The following is an 18,727-nucleotide window of genomic DNA, read 5'->3' as shown; positions in this document are numbered from 1 at the left end:
ATCATGACCAAGATCGCAGTTCTCGGAAACGGCCGCGTCGGCGGCAACCTGGCCGCAGCCCTCGCCCGGGCGGGACACGAAGTGACAGTGGCGGACCGCACGCCGGGCACCGCCGCCGACGCCGCCCGGAATGCCCGGATCGTCATCAACGCCACCCCGGGCGCCGGCTCGCTGGACCGGCTCGCCGCTCTGCGCGAAGAACTCCGGGACAAGATCCTCGTCGACGTCTCCAACGCCACCACCGACGGACCGGACGGACTGCCCGCCGATCTGATCTACCCCGGCTCGAGCCTGGCCGAACAGCTCCAGAAGGCGCTCCCCGAAACACGCGTCGTCAAGACACTCAACACCATGCTCTTCCCGGTGATGACCTCGCCGGACACGCTCGCCCAGACACCGACCGTGTTCCTCTCCGGCGAGGACGCGCAGGCCAAGCAGAGCGTCCGCGAACTGCTCACCGACCTCGGCTGGCAAAAGGAATGGATCACCGACCTCGGCGGGATCCAGACCGCCCGCGCCACAGAGGCCGCGATCCTGTTCGTACCTCACGTCATCCGTTCCACCGGATTCACACCCTTCGCGATCTCAATCGCCCGCTGACTGTCGAGCTGCGCCGGCTGGAGGTAGCCGGAGCCGGCGCGTGGCATGGATGGGTTCCCGGTGGGACACGATCGTGGGATGTACTGTCCGACTTGGTGGCGGAGTCGACGTTGACCTAGGGGCGTCAGGCACAAACTCTCGCCTCGTCAGTCATCCGCCAGAACTTGAACCCGGCGACGTCCTCTTCGCCGGCGTCGTGCCAAGCCCGGCCCGCCGCATCAAGGAACCCCAGCCAGACCGCTACCGCAAAGGCGTACTTCCTCCGCGTGCCCGCGCTCGCGTTACGCATCCGCGCTGAGGCGAAGAACCCGTTGACCTCTGGCACCGACCAACCATCGGCCCACAGCAGCACCGGCTGTCCCATCTGCGTGCCGTGCGCGTGCGCCCACTCCGCCGGCGTCGGCCCCTCACAGTCACTGAAATCCCAGCAACAGTTGGTTGTGGCTAGAGACCGCCGGCGCACTCGGCGTGGATCACACGACCGTGTCACGCCGTATCGCCGCACTGGAAAAGAGCCTCGGCCTGCGCCTCATCGAGCGGGGCGCGGAGGGTTGGACACTGACGGACATCGGACGAGCCGTCTCGGACAACGCGCGCGTGATCGAGGAGGCCATCGACCGCGTCGTCGACACCGTGGCGGGCCAGGACTCACCGTCCCTGCACGGTACGGTGCGCGTCAGCGCACCCGACGGCTTCGGCACCGTCTTCGCCACGCCCGCCCTCGTACGGGTGCGCCGCCGGCACCCCCGGCTCCAGGTCGAACTCATCACCGCGACACGGCAGCTCGCCCTGCGCCCGTCCGGCTTCGATCTCGCTCTCGTCATCGGCGTACCCGCCAGCAGCCATCTGGTGACCGAGCACCTCACCGACTACACGCTGGGGCTCTACGCCAGTGACGACTACCTCAGCCGGTACGGCCGCCCCGAGACGGTGGCCGAGCTGCGCGAGCACCCGCTCATCTTCTACATCGAGTCGATGCTGCAGGTCGGCGACCTCGACATCGAACGCCATCTTCCCGGCATGACCCCGGCTTTCTCCTCGACGAACGTCTTCGCCCAGCTCGAAGCCACCCAGCAGGGGGCCGGCATCGGCGTCCTTCCGGCCTTCCTGGCCCAGCGGACCGGACTGCGCCGACTGCTCGCCGACGAGATCGACATCCGGCTCCCCATCACCCTGGCCGTCCGCCGCGAGGCCGTGACACACCCCGCCGTACGCGTCGTCTGGACCGCTCTGCGGCACGAGGTCGCGGAACGGGCCGCCGAGCTGCTTCCGGAATGACCGCTGAAGAGCTTCCGGTGCCGTGAACCTCCGCCGATCTCACTCTCCTGTCCGGCGAGCCGAGAGGCGGCGCCGAATGGGGAGTTGAGGCCCACTCGGATCCCGTTCGTCGACCAGGTCATCGGCGCGCCGGTGGTGCCGTCCTCGTGGCCGGTGCACGACTACCTCCCAGGCGTGCCGCCGGCAGTCATGCGCGCATCCTCGGGGGCTCATGGTTCGCTCGCCGTGGCGAGTTCACCGGGTTCGACGACGGTGTCGCCTGGTTCGTCCTGCGGCTCGGCGGACTCGGCGCGGCACGCAGGCGGCCCGCGCTGGAAGGGCCGCCCGCGACCTGGGAGAGGCACAAGTGCACCCCCAGCACGGTAAGCACTCGCGCGGGAGGCGCCGTACCAGACCTCGCGCAGGACGAGGTTCGCCCTCGCCACGCCCACGATCTCAGGGGCCCGGGCGATCGAGCCGTTCGACGTTTCCCCGGTCGAGACGGGGCCCATCCCGACGCCCTGAAGAGCCTCCTCGCGTCCATGGGTGTGACTCCAACCTCACCTGAGTTTACTTTCCAATACCCAGCAAGTAGCGTCATGGCCATCACATCGGCCCGGCTGCCGCGAGCACCCGGTACGGCACCCGCCTGAGAAGGAGCACCACCATGGGAGTAAGCCCACAGGCACACCAGTTCGCGGAGTTCCTCGCGAGTGTGAGCGCGAAGTCGGCGACGCCCGGCCTCGATCTGGCCGTCATCCGTGACATCGTCGACTCGAACCACAAGGCGTCGACCGAGCCGGAAGGCGTCACCTACGCCGAGGTGGACGCGAACGGCGTCCCCGCCCTGTGGGCCATCCCCGAAGGCGCCGATCCCGACCGGGCCCTGCTCCACTTCCACTTCGGCGGATCCGTCACCGCCTCCATGCACTCCGACCGCAAGGCCGCCGGCCACATCGCCAAGGCGGCCGGAGCCCGCTCGCTCGTCGTGGACTTCCGCCTGGCGCCCGAACATCCCCACCCGGCGCAGCTCGACGACGCCGAGACGGCCTACCGGTGGCTGCTCTCGCAGGGCTACGAGCCGCGGAACATCGGCAGCACCGGCCACTCGATCGGCGGCACCCTGGCGGTGATGCTGCCGCTGCGCCTGCTCGCCAAGGGCGAGCCGACCCCGGGCGCGATCGTCAGCGTCTCCCCGTGGACCGACCTCACCATCCGGAACGCGTCGGTGGACGAGAACGAGGACAACGACAAGATGCTCAGCAGGGGCACGCTCGAACTCTTCCGGGGAGCCTGGCTGCAGGAGCCCGGAGTGGACTTCGCCGACCCGCAGATCAGCCTCGTGAACGCCGATCTGACCGGCCTGCCGCCCACGACCGTCCACTACGGTGAGTACGAGACCCTCGCCGACGACGGCGCCCAGCTCGGCCGCCGACTCGCGGAATTCAAGGTCACCTCCGAAGTCCACCCGCTGCCCGAAGGCCAGCACTCGTTCGTCCTGGGCGCCGGTCGGGTACCCGAGGTGGATCAGGCAATCCAGCAGATGGGCCAGTGGCTCCGTAAGCACCTCGGCGCGTGAGCAGAAGCTGCACCTGACGGCCAGGCCGCCGCACCACCGGCATTGCCGGTGACAGGTCGCCGATCTCCGGCATCCTGCTCCGCATACCGGCCGGCATGCGGTACTTGTGTCCGACACTGTTCCGCACGCAGCCCCACCACCGTCCCTCGATGCCACGAAGGAGTGCGCGATGGGAACGTACGAGGATGTCTTCCGCGCCAGTACCGAGGACCGGGAGAGCTTCTGGCTGAAGGCGGCAGAGGGCATCGACTGGGATGTCACTCCGCAACGCGCCCTGAACTCCTCGGGCGCCCCGTTCTACCGCTGGTTTCCCGACGGGCGGCTCAACGTCTGTTTCAACGCGCTCGACCGGCACGTCGAAGCCGGCCGGGGCGAACAGCCCGCGCTCGTCTACGACTCCCCCGTGACAGGCACCCGCCGCACCTACACCTACGCGCAGCTGAGGCACGAGGTGGCGGCCTTCGCCGGAGCGCTCGCACAGCTCGGCGTGGGGCACGGCGACCGGGTGGTGATCTACATGCCGATGGTCCCCGAGGCCGCCGTCGCGATGCTGGCCTGCGCACGGATCGGCGCGGTCCACTCGGTCGTCTTCGGCGGATTCGCCCCGCACGAACTCGCCCTCCGCATCGACGACGCCGCCCCCAAAGTGGTGGTTTCCGCCTCCTGCGGCATCGAGGGCAAGCGTGTCATCGCATACAAGCCCCTGCTCGACCGGGCGATCGAACTCGCGGTCCACAAGCCCCAGAAGAGCGTGATCCTGCAACGCCCCCAGGAGCGGGCCGAGTTGGGGTCCGACGATCTCGACTGGGCCGATCTGGTCGCCGCCGCCGCGCCGGCCGACTGCATTCCCGTCCCCGCCACCGATCCCCTCTACATCCTCTACACGTCCGGAACGACCGGAAAACCCAAGGGAGTCGTACGCGACTGCGGCGGCTACGCGGTCGCCCTGCACTGGTCGATGGGCGCCGTCTACGACGTGGGCCCGGGCGAGACGATGTTCACCGGCTCCGACGTGGGCTGGGTCGTCGGGCACTCGTACATCGTCTACGGCCCGCTCCTGGCCGGCGCCACCACCGTGCTGTACGAGGGCAAGCCGGTCGGCACGCCGGACCCGGGCCAGTTCTGGCGCGTGGCGGCCGAGTACCGGGTCAAGACCATGTTCACGGCGCCCACCGCCTTCCGCGCGATCCGCAAGGAGGATCCGAAGGGCACGCTCACCGCGGGCTACGACCTCTCCGGCCTGCGTTATCTCTTCCTCGCCGGCGAGCGCCTCGACCCCGAGACCTATCACTGGGCGAGCGGCCTGCTGGGTGTGCCGGTGATCGACCACTGGTGGCAGACCGAGACCGGCTGGCCCATCGTCGCCAACCCGGTCGGAATCGAGGCCGCGCCCGTCAAGCCCGGCTCCCCCACCCGCCCGCTGCCCGGATGGGACGTCCGCGTCCTCGACCCCACCGGGCAGCCCGTGCCACCCGGCGTCGACGGCGCGATCGTCGTCAAGCTCCCCCTGCCACCCGGCGCGCTGCCCACCCTGTGGAACGACGACGACCGCTACGTCGCCTCCTACCTGTCCGCCTTCGACGGTTATTACCTCACCGGCGACAGCGGACACATCGACCAGGACGGCTACGTCTTCGTCATGGGCCGCACAGACGACGTCATCAACGTCGCCGGACACCGCCTGTCCACCGGCAGCATGGAAGAGGCCCTGGCCACCCACCCCGACGTCGCCGAATGCGCCGTCATCGGCGTCGCCGACGCCCTCAAGGGACAGGTGCCGCGCGGCCTCGTCGTCCTCAAGGCGGGCACCACCCGCGAACCGGCCGAGGTCGAGGCCGAACTCGTCCAACTCGTGCGCGAGCGGATCGGCGCCGTCGCCTCCCTCAAGGACGTCACGGTCGTCGCCGCTCTGCCCAAGACCCGCTCGGGCAAGATCCTGCGCAGGACGATGCGCGGCATCGCCGACGGCCGTGACGAACCCATCCCCTCCACGGTGGACGACCCCAGCGTCATCGAGGTCCTGCGCCCCGTTCTCCGCCGCGCCGGCCACACACCGTGAACGCCCGACACTCTCGACCCGGCCGACGCTGGGCGCGTTCACCGGACCGGCGTCGGCCCGGCTCGTCGACCAGGCCGGGGGTACATTTCCAGTGTGGGAACCGACACCCGCGCCTTCCTCAGCGACCTCGCTCGAGGGCTCGCCCCCCGACGTAGGAGTTGTGAGCGGGGACCATCACATCGTGCAGGCCATTGGCGTAAGGGACCGGGGGGCTTGATGGCCTCCAGTTCCGCCCGCACCTGATCGAAGGGGACTGCCAGGAGCTGGCCCGCCATAGCGATCATGCCCCTACGCGGCCGTCTCGGAGACCGCGGGGCCGTCGGCTGCGAGACGTGCTCAAAGTGTTCCTTCCCAGGGCGCGGGCCGATTCCGTCTCGGAGTAGAAGAGGTACAGCATGTCCTCCAGGCCGCCGCCGGGCTTGTACATGATGCCCAGGACCTGCTCGCTGAAGGGCGGCGCACCGGGCACCCAGCCGGTCGGGCCACTGCCCGCCACGATGATCTGGCGCACCAGCTCCCGGTGCCGCGCGGTCAGGCGCGGGGCCACGAAGCCACCCAGGGGCCAGCCGAGCAGGTCGACCTGCGTGCGGCCGAGTGCCTCGATGAACTCGACGGCGCCATCGGCGAACCCGTCGAGGGAGTCGCGCGGCTCGCCGGTGGTGTAGCCGACGCCGACGTTGTCGAAGACGATCACGTCGGGGGCGGAAAATCGCCGGCATCGTGCCGGCCGTACCGCACGGCGACCTACGGCTGCGCCATGCGGACGCGAGCGACCCGAAGCGTTGCCGCAGGCAGCGGCGGGGCCCGCGGGTCCCGGCCGCGTGCCCCTCGGAACGGTGTGTCAGAGCACGGCGAGCCGGTCCACCAGTAGTTCCACCCGCTGCCCGGCGTCCTCCGGCAGCAGCCGTCCCGCCCGGGTTAGGGTCGCCAGCCCGTGCAGGGACGCCCAGAACACCTCGGTGAACAGCCCCGGTTCGGCGCCCTCCCCGGCGACCCCGCCGAGGGTCTCCATCAGGGCGGCGAAGGCGTCCTTCAGCGGGACAGGGGTGTCTTCGACAGCGTATGGCAGCCCGTTGTCGAGCAGGAAGATCGCGTCGTAGAGCGCCGGGTTGCGCTCGGCGAAGTCCAGGTAGGCGCGGGCCAGGGCGGCGACTTGGGCGCGCGAGCCGTCCGTGGCAGCGGCGGAGGTCGCCGCCCGCACCGCCGCAGCCAGCTCGGCAGAGCCCTGCAGGGCGACGGCGCCGATGATCTCTCGCTTGCCGCGGAAGTGGCTGTAGAGGACGGGTTGGCTGTACTCGATGCGCTCGGCGAGCCGGCGAGTGGTGACCGCGTCCCAGCCCTGCTGCTCGGCGATCTCGCGGGCCGTCGCCACGATGAGGCGCTCGCGGCCCGCCCGCTCGCGCTCCTTGCGTTCCTGTACCGACATGGTTCGATCCTAGCGCCACTAGACGATCGAGCGGCACTAGTGCTAGCTTCGCCTCAACTCCTAGCAACGCTAGATACCTGGAAAGGCCGTCATGCTCAACGCACTTGAGGTCGTCACCATCGTGGTCGTCGGGGTGATGGTGGGGGTGGAGTTCTCCGTCCTCTTCGTCATGAACCGGATCCTCGACGCGCTGCCGGGCGACAGCGGTCAGCTCGGCCATGCTCACGGGGGCCGGATGCTCGGCGCTGTGATGCCGTTCTGGTACACAGGCTCGTTCATCCTCAGCGCGATCTGGGCCATTGCCGGGTGGCACCACGACGGTGCCCGCCTCGTCGTTGTCGCCGCCGGGCTGCTGATCCTCAGCGTGGTCATGTCGATGCTGCTGCTCGTCCCGATCAACAACCGGAACAAGACGTGGACCCCCGAGACCCGGCCCGAGGACTGGAAGGAGCAGCTGCGCCGCTGGGAGCGCTACCACTACGTCCGTGTCGCTGTCATCATCGCGGCCTTCGCCCTGCTGGCCGCCGCCCTCACCTGAGCCGGAACCCGGACGCCAACACCCCTCGAACTCCGCTGGTATCCGCAGGACGCGGGACCCAGCGCCCCCATTCACCGACAGCGAGAGGAAGTTCCGGACATGGCCAAGCTGCTGAACCTCGACCCGCTCACCCCGATGTTCGCGCAGTTCAAGGAGAAGACCGGGCCCATCGTCTTGGCCAACACCTTCGTCGTCCCGAAGGGGCAGACGGAAGCATTCCTGGTTCTCTTCAGGAGGCAGTCGGAGTTCATGAAGGCCCAGCCGGGATTCGTCTCCTTCCAGATGCACACGGGAACGGCGGGCAGCCGGCTTCTGATGAATATCGCGGTCTGGGAGTCGACCGAGGCGCTCGCCACGGCGTTCGGCAGCCCGGAGTTCCAGCGTCTGGCGGCCGAGTTCCCCGACGACATTGTGTCGTACCCGCACATCTTCGAGCAGATCGACGTCTGACACAGCCGCTGCTGCCCCGGGGCAGCCGAACAAGCCCGACCTTCCCCGGGCGGTCACCCGCCCGTGCACCATCCCGGACCGCTTCAGGCCGCCGATCACCTCACCTCGCGTAGCCCCGTCCCTGGCAAGGAGCCCGCCATGACCGTGGAGCTGAACCACACCATCGTCCCCACCCGCGACCCGCAAACTTCAGCGCGGTTCCTGGCCGGCATCCTCGGCCTGAGCGTCGATCCGCCGCTGGCACACTTCACGCCGGTCACACTGGCCAACCAAGTCAGCCTGGACTACGACCGGATGGACGACTTCGAGCCGCACCACTACGCGTTTCTGCTTAGCGACCAGGAGTTCGACGCCGCCCTCGCCCGCCTCCGGCGCGGTGGAATCACCCACTACGGCGATCCCGCATGCCAGGAGAGCGGGCAGGTCTATCACGGCAAGCGCACCGCAGGCCGCCGGGGCACCTACTTCCGTGACCCCGACGGACATCTCATGGAGATCCTCACCCCGGGCGGCACCGGGTCCTCGGGCCGATGACGGCCCAGTGAATCAAGGCTTCGTCGGCGGCGGGATCGCGAACCGGCAGGCCGGCACGGTCCAAGATGCCCCGAGTAGACGAACTTGTCCGCGCGCCCGTACCGGCCCGCGCCATCCGGCACGTCATCGGCCGCCGCTGAACCCTCCCACTCCAGTCTGAACGTCAAAGGAGAAGCGTCATGTCACTGAAGAACGTCAACACCGTCCTGGCCACCGCCTGCGCCTTGTTCGTTCTCTACCTCGGGTTGTCCTTCATCCTGGCCCCGGAGGCGTCCACGCAAGGCGTTGGCCTGCCGACCTGGTCCGCCGGCAACGGCGATGGTTTCCTCATCATGAAGGGCACCCGCGAATTCGCGATGGGCCTGGTCATCGGCATCCTGTTGGTGACGGGCCATCGCCGCGCCCTGGGCTGGGTCCTGCTGATGGAGGCCGTCGCCCCATTCGGCGACATGATCAACGTCTTGGCCCACCACGGCTCCATTGCCGCCGCGCTCGGCATCCACGGCCTGACCTCGGCGCTGATTGCGACGACCAGCCTGCTGATCCTCCGCGAGACCAGCAAGGACCACAAGACCCCCGCCCCAGCGCCCGCAGCGCAGCCCGCCTAACAGCTGCATGCCCCGAAGGGGTGGCCCGGCCAGATGACCGGGCCACCCCTTGCCTGTCAGCGACCGCAGGGAAGGGCCAGGGCTGTTGCAAAGTCCTTTGATCTTGGCGTAGTTGCTGGTCACGGGGTGATGCCGAGGAGGTCGAGTGGGCGGGTGAAGGGCTGGTAGGACATCGCCCGGAGGCCGACGGCGATGTTTGTGTGGCTGTGCTCGCGGAGCTTGTTGATCGCGAGGTTGCGCAGGGTGGACATGTTCTCCGGGCCGTGTCTGATGCGGACCTGGGAACGGTCCTCGTCGAACGTGGTGTCGCGGACGAAGTGCAGCCGGATCTCGATGACCCACTGTGACCTGATGAGCTGCGCGATCCTCTCCGGTGATGCTTCCCGGTTGGTCAGGTCGGTGATCACGTAGACCGGTCTCGCGGGTCCGCTTCCCGGTCTTCAGCCTGGTGCGGTGCCGGGTGATCCCTGGCGACCGTGACCCTGGCTATGCGGTCCCACCTTGGTGGTCTTGCGAGGAGCTCGAGTCCCATGTAAGGCGGGCCTTGGTCCACTCGTCGTTCTGCTCGGCCGACGCCGCGCCGGCGAGGGGGATCACAGCGGTGCGGTCGAGGAAGTTGGCGACCACGTCAGTGCGACGGCGGACTCCTTGCGGCCGACTGGACTCGGCGTAACTCCGATGTGTCGTTCCACCGCATCATGAGCCTAGTGCCCGCTTCCCATCTCGTACACCGACACGCTTCCGCACAGGGGACGGCCGCCTTCTTGCCTGCGCACAGCCCGGATGCTCTATCCCCTGAGCTACGAACACGCGGAACTGTCGGACAGTGGAGCGGCTGGAGGGTCGTGCGAGTTGTCGGCCCGTCGGGTGCCGCTGTTGCGGGGGTGTCCTCAACCGTTGCCTGGGCACACGTCCCGGTACAGCGCGTCCGGAATGTACGTGTGCCACTCGGCCGCTGTCAGCGTCGTGTTCGTGTGGGCGCAGATCCAGGTGGCGGCGTAGGCAGGGGTCACCCGATAGCGCTGGACGGGGGCGTGGCGGCTGGTGGCGTAGAGGGAAGTGCCGTCCGTCGTGAAGGCGAGGGAGGTGAGGGCCTCGCCGGGTGTGGTGAGGCCGCTGCCGAGGGGCTGCCGGTTCGCGGTGTCCCAGAGTTGGAGGGTTCCGGAGTCTCCGGCGACGGCGAGGTTGGCACAGTCGGGGCTGAAGGCGAGCGCGGCCACGGCTTCCGGGGCGCCGCTGCCGACGGGGTCCGAGAAGGCGTTGGGCAGGACGCCGAGCCGGTGGCCGAGGCCGCCGTCCCACAGGGCGACCCGGCCGGACGCGTCACCGGCCGCCACCCGGGAGCCGTCCGCGCTGAACGCCACCGCCTCCGTCTCTCGCGACTCGATACGCGCCCTGGTACTGCAGCAGCGCTTCACTGTCTGACCTGGTCTTTCGCCGGATGGCGGGAGCGTAGTGGGCCTCAATGGAGACCGCCCCTCGATCGTGCGACAACGCCGCTGGCAGTGACAGCGGCGGGGCCGTCTCCCAAGGTGATCACCGAGTGTGCCGCCGCGCAGTGGGACCTCGAACTGGACGGTCTCTTGCTGACCATCGGCTACCTCTTCGGCCCATCTCCCAGGCACCGTGCCGCTCGGCACAGAGCAGCCGTGGCCTGCCGCCCCGGTCGGCGAGCGCCGGTCGCCGACCTTGGGCGGGCGGTTACTCCATCAGCGCGCCCATGGCCCGATCGAGCAGGACAGCGAGAGAAACCGTGCCGTCGCAGGCCACCCACCCGCTCGCGGCCGCGTCCAGGCAGGCGAGGGCGGCTGCGACCAGCGCGGTCGACCTGGGATCCTCCGGCCGGCCAGGGCTGACTTCCAGGCGCCTGGCGATCTCCGGCACCATCTGTTCCTGCCATTGCAACTTCTTCTCGAAGTGCCGGGCGCGCAGTGACGGCGTCTGCTGCAGCAGGCGCAGAAAGCTCAGCGTCTGCTCGGGTGCTTCCTCGTTCACCCGCACCAGGACGTCGAAGGCCCGGCGCAGCGCCACCCAGGGCCGCTCCTCGTCGGGACGGGCGGCGAGGGCTTCCACGACTTGCTGGCCATCGCCCTCCAGACCGCCCAGCACGATGTCTTCCTTGGTCCCGAAGTACCGGAACAGGCTGGCGCGCGACAGACCCACTTCGGCGGCGATCTGGTCGGCGGTCGTCCGGTCGAAGCCCTGGGAGGTGAAGAGCCGGAGCGCCACTTCGGTGACTTCCGCCCGGACTGTTGCCCGCATGCGTTCACGCAGACCGGGCGGCTTCGGCGGGGTGCGGTTGGCGGTGCTGGCGGAGTCGGTCATACAAGGAATGTTACAGCAACGACTCGACTTGAGACTCAGTCTCGATTAGGGGCAGCATCTCAAACGCCCCGCTACAAGCGGACAGAGAATCTCATTGAGACTTAGTCTCAATCGGGTGTAGAGTCTCCGCCAGAGGCTTCATTGCGGACGGAGTGCTGCGAACCGGCACACCACCAGGCCGCCGCCTGCTTCTCTCACCCGACCCATTCCTTGAAGGAAGTTGCCATGACTATCGCGTTCGACCCCATCGACCTGAGCGGCAAGGCGCTGTCCAACCGCATCGCGATGGCGCCGATGACCCGCAGCCGCGCCGACGCTCCCGCGGCCACGGCGACAGAGCTGATGGCCACCTATTACGCCCAGCGTGCGAGTGCCGGCCTGATCATCACCGAGGGCATCCAGCCGTCGGTCGTCGGCCAGGGCTACACCAACACCCCCGGCCTGCACTCCGCGGCGCAGGTCGACGCCTGGCGGAAGGTGACCGACGCCGTCCACGCCCAGGGCGGCACGATCTTCGCGCAGCTGATGCACACCGGCCGGATCAGCCACCCCAGCCTGCTGCCCGACGGACTCACCCCCGTCGCCCCCTCCGCCGTCGCGGCGGCGGGCCAGGTGTTCACCTACCAGGGCCCCCAGGACTACGTCACACCGAAGGAACTGGCCCCCGACGACATCGCCCAGACGATCGCCGACTACGCCGACGCCGCGCGCAACGCGATCGCCGCCGGTTTCGACGGCGTGGAGATCCACGGGGCGAACGGCTACCTGATCCACCAGTTCCTCGCCCCCAACACCAATCTGCGTACCGACGGCTGGGGCGGCTCGCCCGCGGACCGGGTCCGCTTCGGCATCGAGGTCGCCACGGCCGTCGCGGAGGCGATCGGCGGCCACCGCACCGGCTTCCGCGTCTCCCCCGGCAACCCCTACAACGACATCGCCGAGACCGACCCGGCGGACGTGCTGGAGACCTACACCACCCTGATCGCCGGACTCGCCCGGCTGGACCTCGCCTACCTGCACCTGCTCGAGAGCCCGGACCGCGACCTGACTGCCCGGCTGCGCAAGGACTGGCCGACGGCCTTCATCCTCAACCCCTTCACCCACCCCGAGACCACCGGCCCCGAGGCTCTCGCCCGCATCGAGGACGGCACCGCGGACATCATCGCCTTCGGCGCGCTGTTCCTGGCCAACCCGGACCTGCCCGCCCGCCTCGCAGTCGGCGGCCCCTACAACACCCCCGATGCGGCCACCTTCTACGGCGGCGACCACCGCGGCTACACCGACTACCCGGCGCTGCACGCCGACAGCGCGTGACCTGAACAAAGATCACCATTCGCGAGCATGGCGAGGCAGAACGCGGTGTTCCAGGCCGCAGGCCAGAGTCCTTCTAATCCAGCCCTGTGCCTGATGGCGCCCCCCTCAAGAGAACGAGCCCTCGGGCGAACCGGAGGAATGACACGGTGGAGATCGAGCTGCGGATCAACGGGTCCGCCCAGAAGCTGGACGTCGCGCCACAGGTGAGCCTGCTCGACGCGCTGCGCGAGTATCTGGGCCTGACCGGCACCAAAAAGGGTTGCGACCAGGGCGCGTGCGGCGCCTGCACGGTGCTGGCCGACGGCCGGCGGATCAACGCCTGCCTCGCACTGGCGGTGCAGTACCAGGGCCGTGAGATCACGACCATCGAGGGGGTCGACCATCCGCTGCAGGAGGCGTTCGTCCGCACGGACGGTTTTCAGTGCGGCTACTGCACGCCGGGCCAGATCTGCTCGGCGATCGGCATGCTCGCCGAGCACAAGGAAGGCGCGCCCAGCGCGGCGACCGAGCACCTCGCCGACACCGGCGGAGAGCTGGACGAGACGGAGATCCGGGAGCGGATGAGCGGCAACCTGTGCCGTTGCGGCGCGTACAACGGCATCGTCGCGGCGATCAAGGAGGTCGCGAAGTGAAGCCGTTCGCCTACCTCAGCGCACCGGACACGGCCACGGCGCTGCGCACGATCGCGGACAGCGAGGACGTGAAGTTCCTCGCGGGCGGGACGAACCTCGTCGACCTGATGCGGGAGGGCATCGAGCACCCGGCGACGGTCGTCGACATCACCCGTCTGCCGCTGACCGGGATCGAGGAACTCCCGGACGGCACCCTCCGCGTCGGCGCGCTGGTGACCAACAGCCGTCTCGCGGCGGACCCGCTGATCAGGACCCGCTATCCGGTGCTGGCGCAGGCGATCCTGCTGGGGGCCTCCGCCCAGCTGCGGAACATGGCGACCGTGGGCGGGAACCTGCTGCAGCGCACCCGCTGCATGTACTTCTACGACGAGACCTCGGCGTGCAACAAACGCGCGCCCGGCAGCGGCTGTGACGCGATCGGCGGGTTCTCCCGCGGCAGCGCGGTGCTGGGGGCGAGCGAGCACTGCATCGCGACGCATCCCTCGGACATGGCGGTGGCGCTGGTGATGCTCGACGCGGTCGTCGAGGTCGAGAGCGTGCGCGGCATCCGGCGTATCCCGGTCGCCGACTTCCACGCGCTGCCCGGCGACACCCCCCACATCGAGACGGTGCTGGCCGCCGACGAGCTGATCACGGCCGTCGAGCTGCCGCCGGTGCCGGTCGCGGCGCATTCGCGCTACCGCAAGGTCCGCGACCGCGCGTCGTACGCCTTCGCCCTCGTCTCCGTCGCCGCCGCGCTGGCCGTCGAGGACGGCGTGGTCACCGAGGTGCGGCTCGCACTCGGCGGCGTCGCGACCAAGCCGTGGCGGGCCACCGAAGCCGAACGCGCGCTCCTTGACCGGCCGGCGACCGAGGAAGCCTTCCAGCGGGCTGCTGAAGCGGAACTCGGCGCCGCAGTGGGCGGACCGCAGAACATATTCAAGATCGAACTCGCGCAGCGCACGATCGTGGCGACCCTGCGGCAGCTGACCGACGGGAGCGCCGCCTGATGCCGAACTCAAGGGCAGTCCTTGTGAAGAACACCATCCCCGCCCGGCTCGCGAGACTCCCGCGTCAGGAGCGACCGGGCCGAACGGAAGAAGGCAGGGCGGCATGACCACGATCGGACAACCGCTCGACCGTGTCGACGGCGGGGTCAAGACGACGGGCGCCGCGAAGTTCGCCGCCGAGCACTTCTATCCCGGCCTCACGCACGCCGTACTCGTGCACGCCACCATCAGCCGCGGCCGGGTCACCGCTCTGCACACCGACGAGGCGAGCGCGGTGCCGGGCGTGATCGCCGTCCTCACCCACCTCAACGCGCCCCCCATGAAACCGGCGCCCAAGGCCGGAACATTCAATTTCATCGGTTTGTTCTCCGGGACCTCGGTGAACTACTTGCAGAGCGACGAGGTGCACTGGGAGGGGCAGCCGATCGCGGTGGTCGTCGCGGAGACCTCAGCCGCCGCGCGGGAAGCCGCCGCGCTGGTGCGCGCCGAGTACACCGTCACCAAGTCCTCGGTCGACTTCGAGGGGTCCGAGGAAGACGCACAGCCGCAACCGAACGACTCGTTCTTCCCCCGGGGGGCGAAGAGGGGCGATGCGGAGGCCGCGCTGGCTACCGCGCAGGTGTCGCTGGATCTTCGGTACACCACACCGCCGCACAGCCACAACGCGCTGGAGCTGCATGCCACCACCGCAGTCTGGGACGGCGACCGGCTGACCGTCCACGACGCGACGCAGTCGATCGACTGGTTCCGCACCCACCTCGCGCTGCGGTTCTCCGTGCCCAGGACGAACGTACGGGTGCTGGCGCCCTTCGTCGGGGGCGCCTTCGGCGGCAAGTTCTCGATCTGGCCCGGTACCATCCTCGCGGCGCTGGCGGCCCGGGCGACCAAGAGGCCCGTGCGGCTGGTGCTGTCGCGGGAGGCGGTCTACCGCACGGTGGGCGGACGCACCCCGTCCATCCAGCGGGTCGCGCTGGGAGCGGACCGTGACGGCAGGCTGACCTCGCTGCTGCATACCAGCGTCACCCGCGCCAGCGCGATCGGCGGTACTTTCGAGCAGGTCACCTCTGCGTCCCAGCATCTGTACGCGGCCGAGAACATCCTCGCGCGGCATGACCGTGTCCAGCTCGACCTGCTGCCCAGCACCTTCACGCGGGCGCCGGGCGAGGCGATCGGCACCTTCGCCTTGGAGTCCGCGATCGACGAACTGGCCTATGAGCTGGGCATGGACCCGATCGAGCTGCGCCTGCGCAATGACACCGCGGTCGACCCGATCGACGGCAAGAAGAAGTTCTCCCACCGCAAGCTGCCCGAGCTGTACGCGCTGGGCGCGGAGCGGTTCGGCTGGCATGAGCGCAACCCCGAACCGCGTTCGACGCGCGAGGGGCGGTGGCTGGTCGGGACAGGCGTGGCCACGGCGTTCCACCCGGCGTTGATGATGCCGGTCAACGTCATGGTCCGTCTGTCGGCCGACGGCAGCGTCCTGGTGCGCTGCGCCTTCCAGGAGATGGGCATGGGCGCGGCCACGGCCCAGGCCCAGATCACGGCCGACGCGCTGGGTGTGCCGTTCGACGCCGTCCGCGTGGAGTACGGCGATTCCGATCTGCCGATGGGGCCGGCCGCCGCTTCCTCTGTCCAGACAGCGAGCACCGCCGCCAGTGTGATGCAGGCGTGCGAGGAGCTGAAGCAGACGCTGAAGTCCATGGCCCGCAAGACCGGCGGCGACAGCCACGAGGAGATACTCCGGCGCGCGAACGTGCCGCACGTCGAAGCCAAAATCGGATCCGAGACGCGGCTCGGCCGCATCGCCGGGCGGGCACGGTTCCTCCCGGGCTTCCTGCTCGGGGCCCAGCGGTTGATCAAGGCTGCCTCCGGTGTGCAGTTCTGCGAGGTGAAGGTCGATGCGGAGACCGGCGAGACGCGGGTGTCGCGGTGGGTCGGCGTGTTCGACATCGGCAGGGTGATCAACGCGAAGACGGCGGCCAGCCAGGTGCGCGGCGGCATCGTGATGGGCCTGGGCCTGGCGATGGCCGAGGAGACCCTCGTCGACCCGCGCAACGGACGGATCATGAACCCCAGCCTGGCCGAGTACCACGTCCCGGTGCACGCGGATGTCCCGCCGATCGACGTGTCCTTCCTCGACCACCCGGATCCGAACACGCCCCTCGGCATCCTCGGCGCGGGCGAGGTGGGCATCGTGGGTGTCGGTGCGGCCGTGGCAAACGCCGTGTACCACGCGACCGGCAAGCGGGTGCGGGACCTGCCGATCACGCTGGACAAACTGCTCTGAAGCGACGGCGGTCAAAACCCCTCGTCGCGCCGGGCCCGTTCGGGCGCCTGCGGCGCGACGAGGGACTGAGCCGCCTCATGGCAGATCTCGCGCCATCCGACCACCACAAGAAAGAAACACCATGCTGGACATCGCGGACGAGCTGAACCGGTGGCTCGAGGAAGGACGCGACTTCGCCGTCGCCACCGTCGTGGCCGTCAGCGGCAGCGCACCGCGAGGGCCGGGCGCCGCGCTCGCCGTCGACGCCGACGGCACCGCCATCGGATCGGTCTCCGGCGGCTGTGTGGAAGGCGCGGTCTACGACCTGTGCACCCAGGCGCTCACCGACGGCGAGACGGTGCGCGAGCGGTTCGGATACAGCGACGAGGACGCCTTCGCCGTAGGACTGACCTGCGGCGGCGTCCTCGACATCCTGGTCACACCCATACCCGCCGACGCGCCCGGCAGGAAGACATTCCAGACGGCAGTGTCGGCCGCCGCCAGGGGCGAGGCGGCGGCGCTCGCCCGCGTGGTCCGAGGCCCGGCAGAGCTCCTCGGACGGGCGCTCGCGGTCCGCCACGACGGATCCTACGAAGGTGAACTCGGCGGACCTCCCAGCCTGGACCACACCGTCGTCGACGAAACCCGCTCCCTGCTGCACGCGGGCCGCACCGGCACCTTCGACATCGCGGCGAGCGGAGCGAGATGGGGGTCCCCCCGGACGGAGCCTGGGGGAGGATCCCACTGCGAACCGGACCTGACCCTGCTCGTCGAGTCGAACGTGCCGCCGCCCCGCATGCTCGTCTTCGGAGCCATCGACTTCGCCGCGGCCCTGGTACGCATGGGCAAGTTCCTCGGCTACCACGTCACCGTGTGCGACGCCCGACCCGTCTTCGCCACCCGGACACGCTTCCCCGAGGCCGACGACATCGTCGTCGACTGGCCGCACCGCTACCTGCGCCGTACCCAGACCGACGACCGCACCGTGGTCTGCGTCCTCACCCACGACGCCAAATTCGACGTACCCCTCCTGGAGACGGCCCTGCGCCTGCCGGCCGCCTACATCGGCGCGATGGGCTCCCGCCGCACCCACGAAGACCGCGACCGCAGGCTCCGCGAAATCGGCCTGACCGAAGCCGAACTGGCCCGCCTTCACTCGCCCGTCGGCCTCGACCTCGGCGCCCGCACACCCGAGGAGACCGCCCTGTCCATCGCCGCTGAGATCGTCGCCGCCCGCCACGGCGGATCAGGTCTCCCGCTGAGCGGCTCGCACATACCCATCCACCACGACCGAACCGACCTCCAAGTCAACGGGAACACCTCACCCGCCCTGACGGCAGGGGTCGCATCTGCCGGTGCGCTGTCCGTCTGAGGGCCCAGCCCGGCGCAGAAAACGCGGGGCACTGATCTTCGTCCCGTCGGACAGGACCGCGAACGCGGACAGGCCCAGGTCGATGCCGGACTCCGCTTCCACCTGCGGGAGGATGTCCGGCCCGGTGTCGACGACGAAGCTGAGGAAGTACTGGCCGGAGCTGTCCTTGGTGACGGTGAGAGAAGTCGGGGCTGCCGGAAGCCGGCGCGACCACGTGACCTTGAGGTTGCCGACCTTGGCCACGTACACCGTGCCGTCGTCGTTCAGGGAGAAGGCGTTGGTGTTGAGGCGGATCGACTGCCGGGTGTCCTTCTTCGACTTGTACCGGGGCGGCCCCACCTTCCGGCCCTGCCGCTTGCCCTTGACCGAGTCGAAGAAGTTCTTGTAGGCGGTGTCGAGGTCGCGAAGGGACTGTTGCAGGACGACCGCGGAGACGTCGGCGAGCCAGGCGCGTTCCTCGGTGCGCTTGGCCTGGGTGATGCGAAGCCGGGACAGCTCGGCCGACTTCACGTACGGCAGCCCCGCCGTGTGGGCTTCCTTCCGGTCGCGCAAGCAGTCGTTCCACACCACGCGGGCAACCCGAACGCACGGGCCAGCGCACGGCGCTGGGAGGCGTCCGGGTGGACCCGGTAGTTGTAGCGGAGCTGCATGATCCAAGATCCAACGGCGATTGGTCTCATGGGTGAGTCAATCGATTACAGGCGTGGCAGACATGTGGTTTCGGCGATGCACGTCCACTTGGTCATGAAACGTTTCAGTCGCGGGTGTGGGAAAGGGC

18 protein-coding genes and 2 pseudogenes are annotated in these 18,727 nt (G+C 69.2%); 13 read left to right on the top strand and 7 right to left on the bottom strand.

Features of this window, described 5'->3' with window-relative positions; translation table 11 throughout:
• Positions 1–3: 3 nt before the first annotated feature.
• Positions 4–600 carry an NAD(P)-binding domain-containing protein gene (locus ACFZDK_RS45860; protein ID WP_390982449.1) on the top strand — a complete coding sequence of 199 codons (597 nt, stop codon included), beginning with the start codon at positions 4–6 and terminating at the stop codon, positions 598–600.
• A 124-nt stretch (positions 601–724) separates the two neighbouring features.
• On the opposite strand, the gene ACFZDK_RS45855 is transcribed toward ACFZDK_RS45860, so the two are convergent.
• Positions 725–964, bottom strand: coding sequence for a hypothetical protein (locus ACFZDK_RS45855; RefSeq protein ID WP_390982446.1), 240 nt, complete (start codon positions 962–964; stop codon positions 725–727).
• Positions 965–1,038: 74 nt separating this feature from the next.
• On the opposite strand from ACFZDK_RS45855, the gene ACFZDK_RS45850 reads away from it, so the two are divergent.
• The 3 genes from ACFZDK_RS45850 to ACFZDK_RS45840 all read left to right on the top strand — a co-directional run bounded on the left by ACFZDK_RS45850 (position 1,039) and on the right by ACFZDK_RS45840 (position 5,495).
• The gene (locus ACFZDK_RS45850; RefSeq protein WP_390982443.1) at positions 1,039–1,878 is read left to right on the top strand and encodes a LysR substrate-binding domain-containing protein; all 840 of its coding nucleotides are present in this window, start codon (positions 1,039–1,041) and stop codon (positions 1,876–1,878) included.
• A gap of 646 nt (positions 1,879–2,524) precedes the next feature.
• A complete protein-coding gene (locus tag ACFZDK_RS45845) occupies positions 2,525–3,436 on the top strand; it encodes an alpha/beta hydrolase fold domain-containing protein (RefSeq protein WP_390982440.1) in 912 nt (303 codons plus the stop codon).
• A gap of 169 nt (positions 3,437–3,605) precedes the next feature.
• Positions 3,606–5,495: an AMP-binding protein gene (locus ACFZDK_RS45840; protein WP_390982437.1), complete on the top strand. Its 1,890-nt coding sequence runs from the start codon at positions 3,606–3,608 to the stop codon at positions 5,493–5,495.
• 280 nt (positions 5,496–5,775) lie between these two features.
• Here the strand turns inward: ACFZDK_RS45840 and ACFZDK_RS45835 are convergent.
• Both ACFZDK_RS45835 and ACFZDK_RS45830 read right to left on the bottom strand, forming a co-directional pair.
• Positions 5,776–6,210: pseudogene (locus ACFZDK_RS45835) on the bottom strand (alpha/beta hydrolase); the annotation flags it as partial.
• A 126-nt stretch (positions 6,211–6,336) separates the two neighbouring features.
• On the bottom strand, positions 6,337–6,921 hold the full coding sequence (locus ACFZDK_RS45830) for a WHG domain-containing protein (protein WP_390982434.1): 585 nt from the start codon (positions 6,919–6,921) through the stop codon (positions 6,337–6,339).
• Positions 6,922–7,012: 91 nt separating this feature from the next.
• Between ACFZDK_RS45830 and ACFZDK_RS45825 the strand changes: the two genes are divergently transcribed.
• The 4 genes from ACFZDK_RS45825 (at position 7,013) to ACFZDK_RS45810 (ending at position 9,051) form a co-directional block, all read left to right on the top strand.
• Entirely contained in the window at positions 7,013–7,459 is a 447-nt protein-coding gene (locus tag ACFZDK_RS45825; protein ID WP_390982431.1) for an anthrone oxygenase family protein, read from the top strand.
• Between the two features lie 99 nt (positions 7,460–7,558).
• The gene (locus ACFZDK_RS45820; protein WP_390982427.1) at positions 7,559–7,909 is read left to right on the top strand and encodes an antibiotic biosynthesis monooxygenase; all 351 of its coding nucleotides are present in this window, start codon (positions 7,559–7,561) and stop codon (positions 7,907–7,909) included.
• A gap of 138 nt (positions 7,910–8,047) precedes the next feature.
• Positions 8,048–8,443: a VOC family protein gene (locus ACFZDK_RS45815; protein WP_390982424.1), complete on the top strand. Its 396-nt coding sequence runs from the start codon at positions 8,048–8,050 to the stop codon at positions 8,441–8,443.
• Positions 8,444–8,622: 179 nt separating this feature from the next.
• Positions 8,623–9,051: a DUF4267 domain-containing protein gene (locus ACFZDK_RS45810; protein WP_390982421.1), complete on the top strand. Its 429-nt coding sequence runs from the start codon at positions 8,623–8,625 to the stop codon at positions 9,049–9,051.
• A gap of 119 nt (positions 9,052–9,170) precedes the next feature.
• Here the strand turns inward: ACFZDK_RS45810 and ACFZDK_RS45805 are convergent, their stop codons facing one another.
• From ACFZDK_RS45805 to ACFZDK_RS45795, 3 genes are all read right to left on the bottom strand, one after another.
• On the bottom strand, positions 9,171–9,458 hold the full coding sequence (locus tag ACFZDK_RS45805; protein WP_390982418.1) for a transposase: 288 nt from the start codon (positions 9,456–9,458) through the stop codon (positions 9,171–9,173).
• 483 nt (positions 9,459–9,941) lie between these two features.
• On the bottom strand, positions 9,942–10,415 hold the full coding sequence (locus ACFZDK_RS45800) for a WD40 repeat domain-containing protein (protein WP_390982415.1): 474 nt from the start codon (positions 10,413–10,415) through the stop codon (positions 9,942–9,944).
• Between the two features lie 337 nt (positions 10,416–10,752).
• Positions 10,753–11,376 (bottom strand): TetR family transcriptional regulator, encoded by a 624-nt coding sequence (locus tag ACFZDK_RS45795; RefSeq protein WP_390982412.1) that lies wholly within the window; start codon positions 11,374–11,376, stop codon positions 10,753–10,755.
• Between the two features lie 225 nt (positions 11,377–11,601).
• Between ACFZDK_RS45795 and ACFZDK_RS45790 the strand changes: the two genes are divergently transcribed.
• The 5 genes from ACFZDK_RS45790 (at position 11,602) to ACFZDK_RS45770 (ending at position 17,949) form a co-directional block, all read left to right on the top strand.
• A complete protein-coding gene (locus tag ACFZDK_RS45790) occupies positions 11,602–12,690 on the top strand; it encodes an alkene reductase (protein ID WP_390982410.1) in 1,089 nt (362 codons plus the stop codon).
• A gap of 146 nt (positions 12,691–12,836) precedes the next feature.
• On the top strand, positions 12,837–13,322 hold the full coding sequence (locus ACFZDK_RS45785; RefSeq protein ID WP_390982408.1) for a 2Fe-2S iron-sulfur cluster-binding protein: 486 nt from the start codon (positions 12,837–12,839) through the stop codon (positions 13,320–13,322).
• The gene (locus ACFZDK_RS45780) at positions 13,319–14,311 is read left to right on the top strand and encodes an FAD binding domain-containing protein (RefSeq protein ID WP_390982406.1); all 993 of its coding nucleotides are present in this window, start codon (positions 13,319–13,321) and stop codon (positions 14,309–14,311) included. The genes ACFZDK_RS45785 and ACFZDK_RS45780 overlap by 4 nt, the downstream gene beginning before the upstream one ends.
• A gap of 103 nt (positions 14,312–14,414) precedes the next feature.
• Positions 14,415–16,598, top strand: coding sequence for a molybdopterin cofactor-binding domain-containing protein (locus ACFZDK_RS45775; RefSeq protein ID WP_390982403.1), 2,184 nt, complete (start codon positions 14,415–14,417; stop codon positions 16,596–16,598).
• A gap of 121 nt (positions 16,599–16,719) precedes the next feature.
• Entirely contained in the window at positions 16,720–17,949 is a 1,230-nt protein-coding gene (locus ACFZDK_RS45770) for an XdhC family protein (protein WP_390982401.1), read from the top strand.
• A 6-nt stretch (positions 17,950–17,955) separates the two neighbouring features.
• Here ACFZDK_RS45770 and ACFZDK_RS45765 read toward each other — a convergent pair.
• Positions 17,956–18,599: pseudogene (locus tag ACFZDK_RS45765) on the bottom strand (RNA-guided endonuclease InsQ/TnpB family protein); the annotation flags it as partial.
• Positions 18,600–18,727 lie beyond the last annotated feature (128 nt).

Source organism: Streptomyces sp. NPDC007901, from assembly GCF_042959465.1.
Taxonomy (GTDB): domain Bacteria; phylum Actinomycetota; class Actinomycetes; order Streptomycetales; family Streptomycetaceae; genus Streptomyces.
The sequence above is the reverse complement of the archived record's forward strand: the minus strand, read 5'-3'. Positions and strand labels throughout refer to the sequence as shown.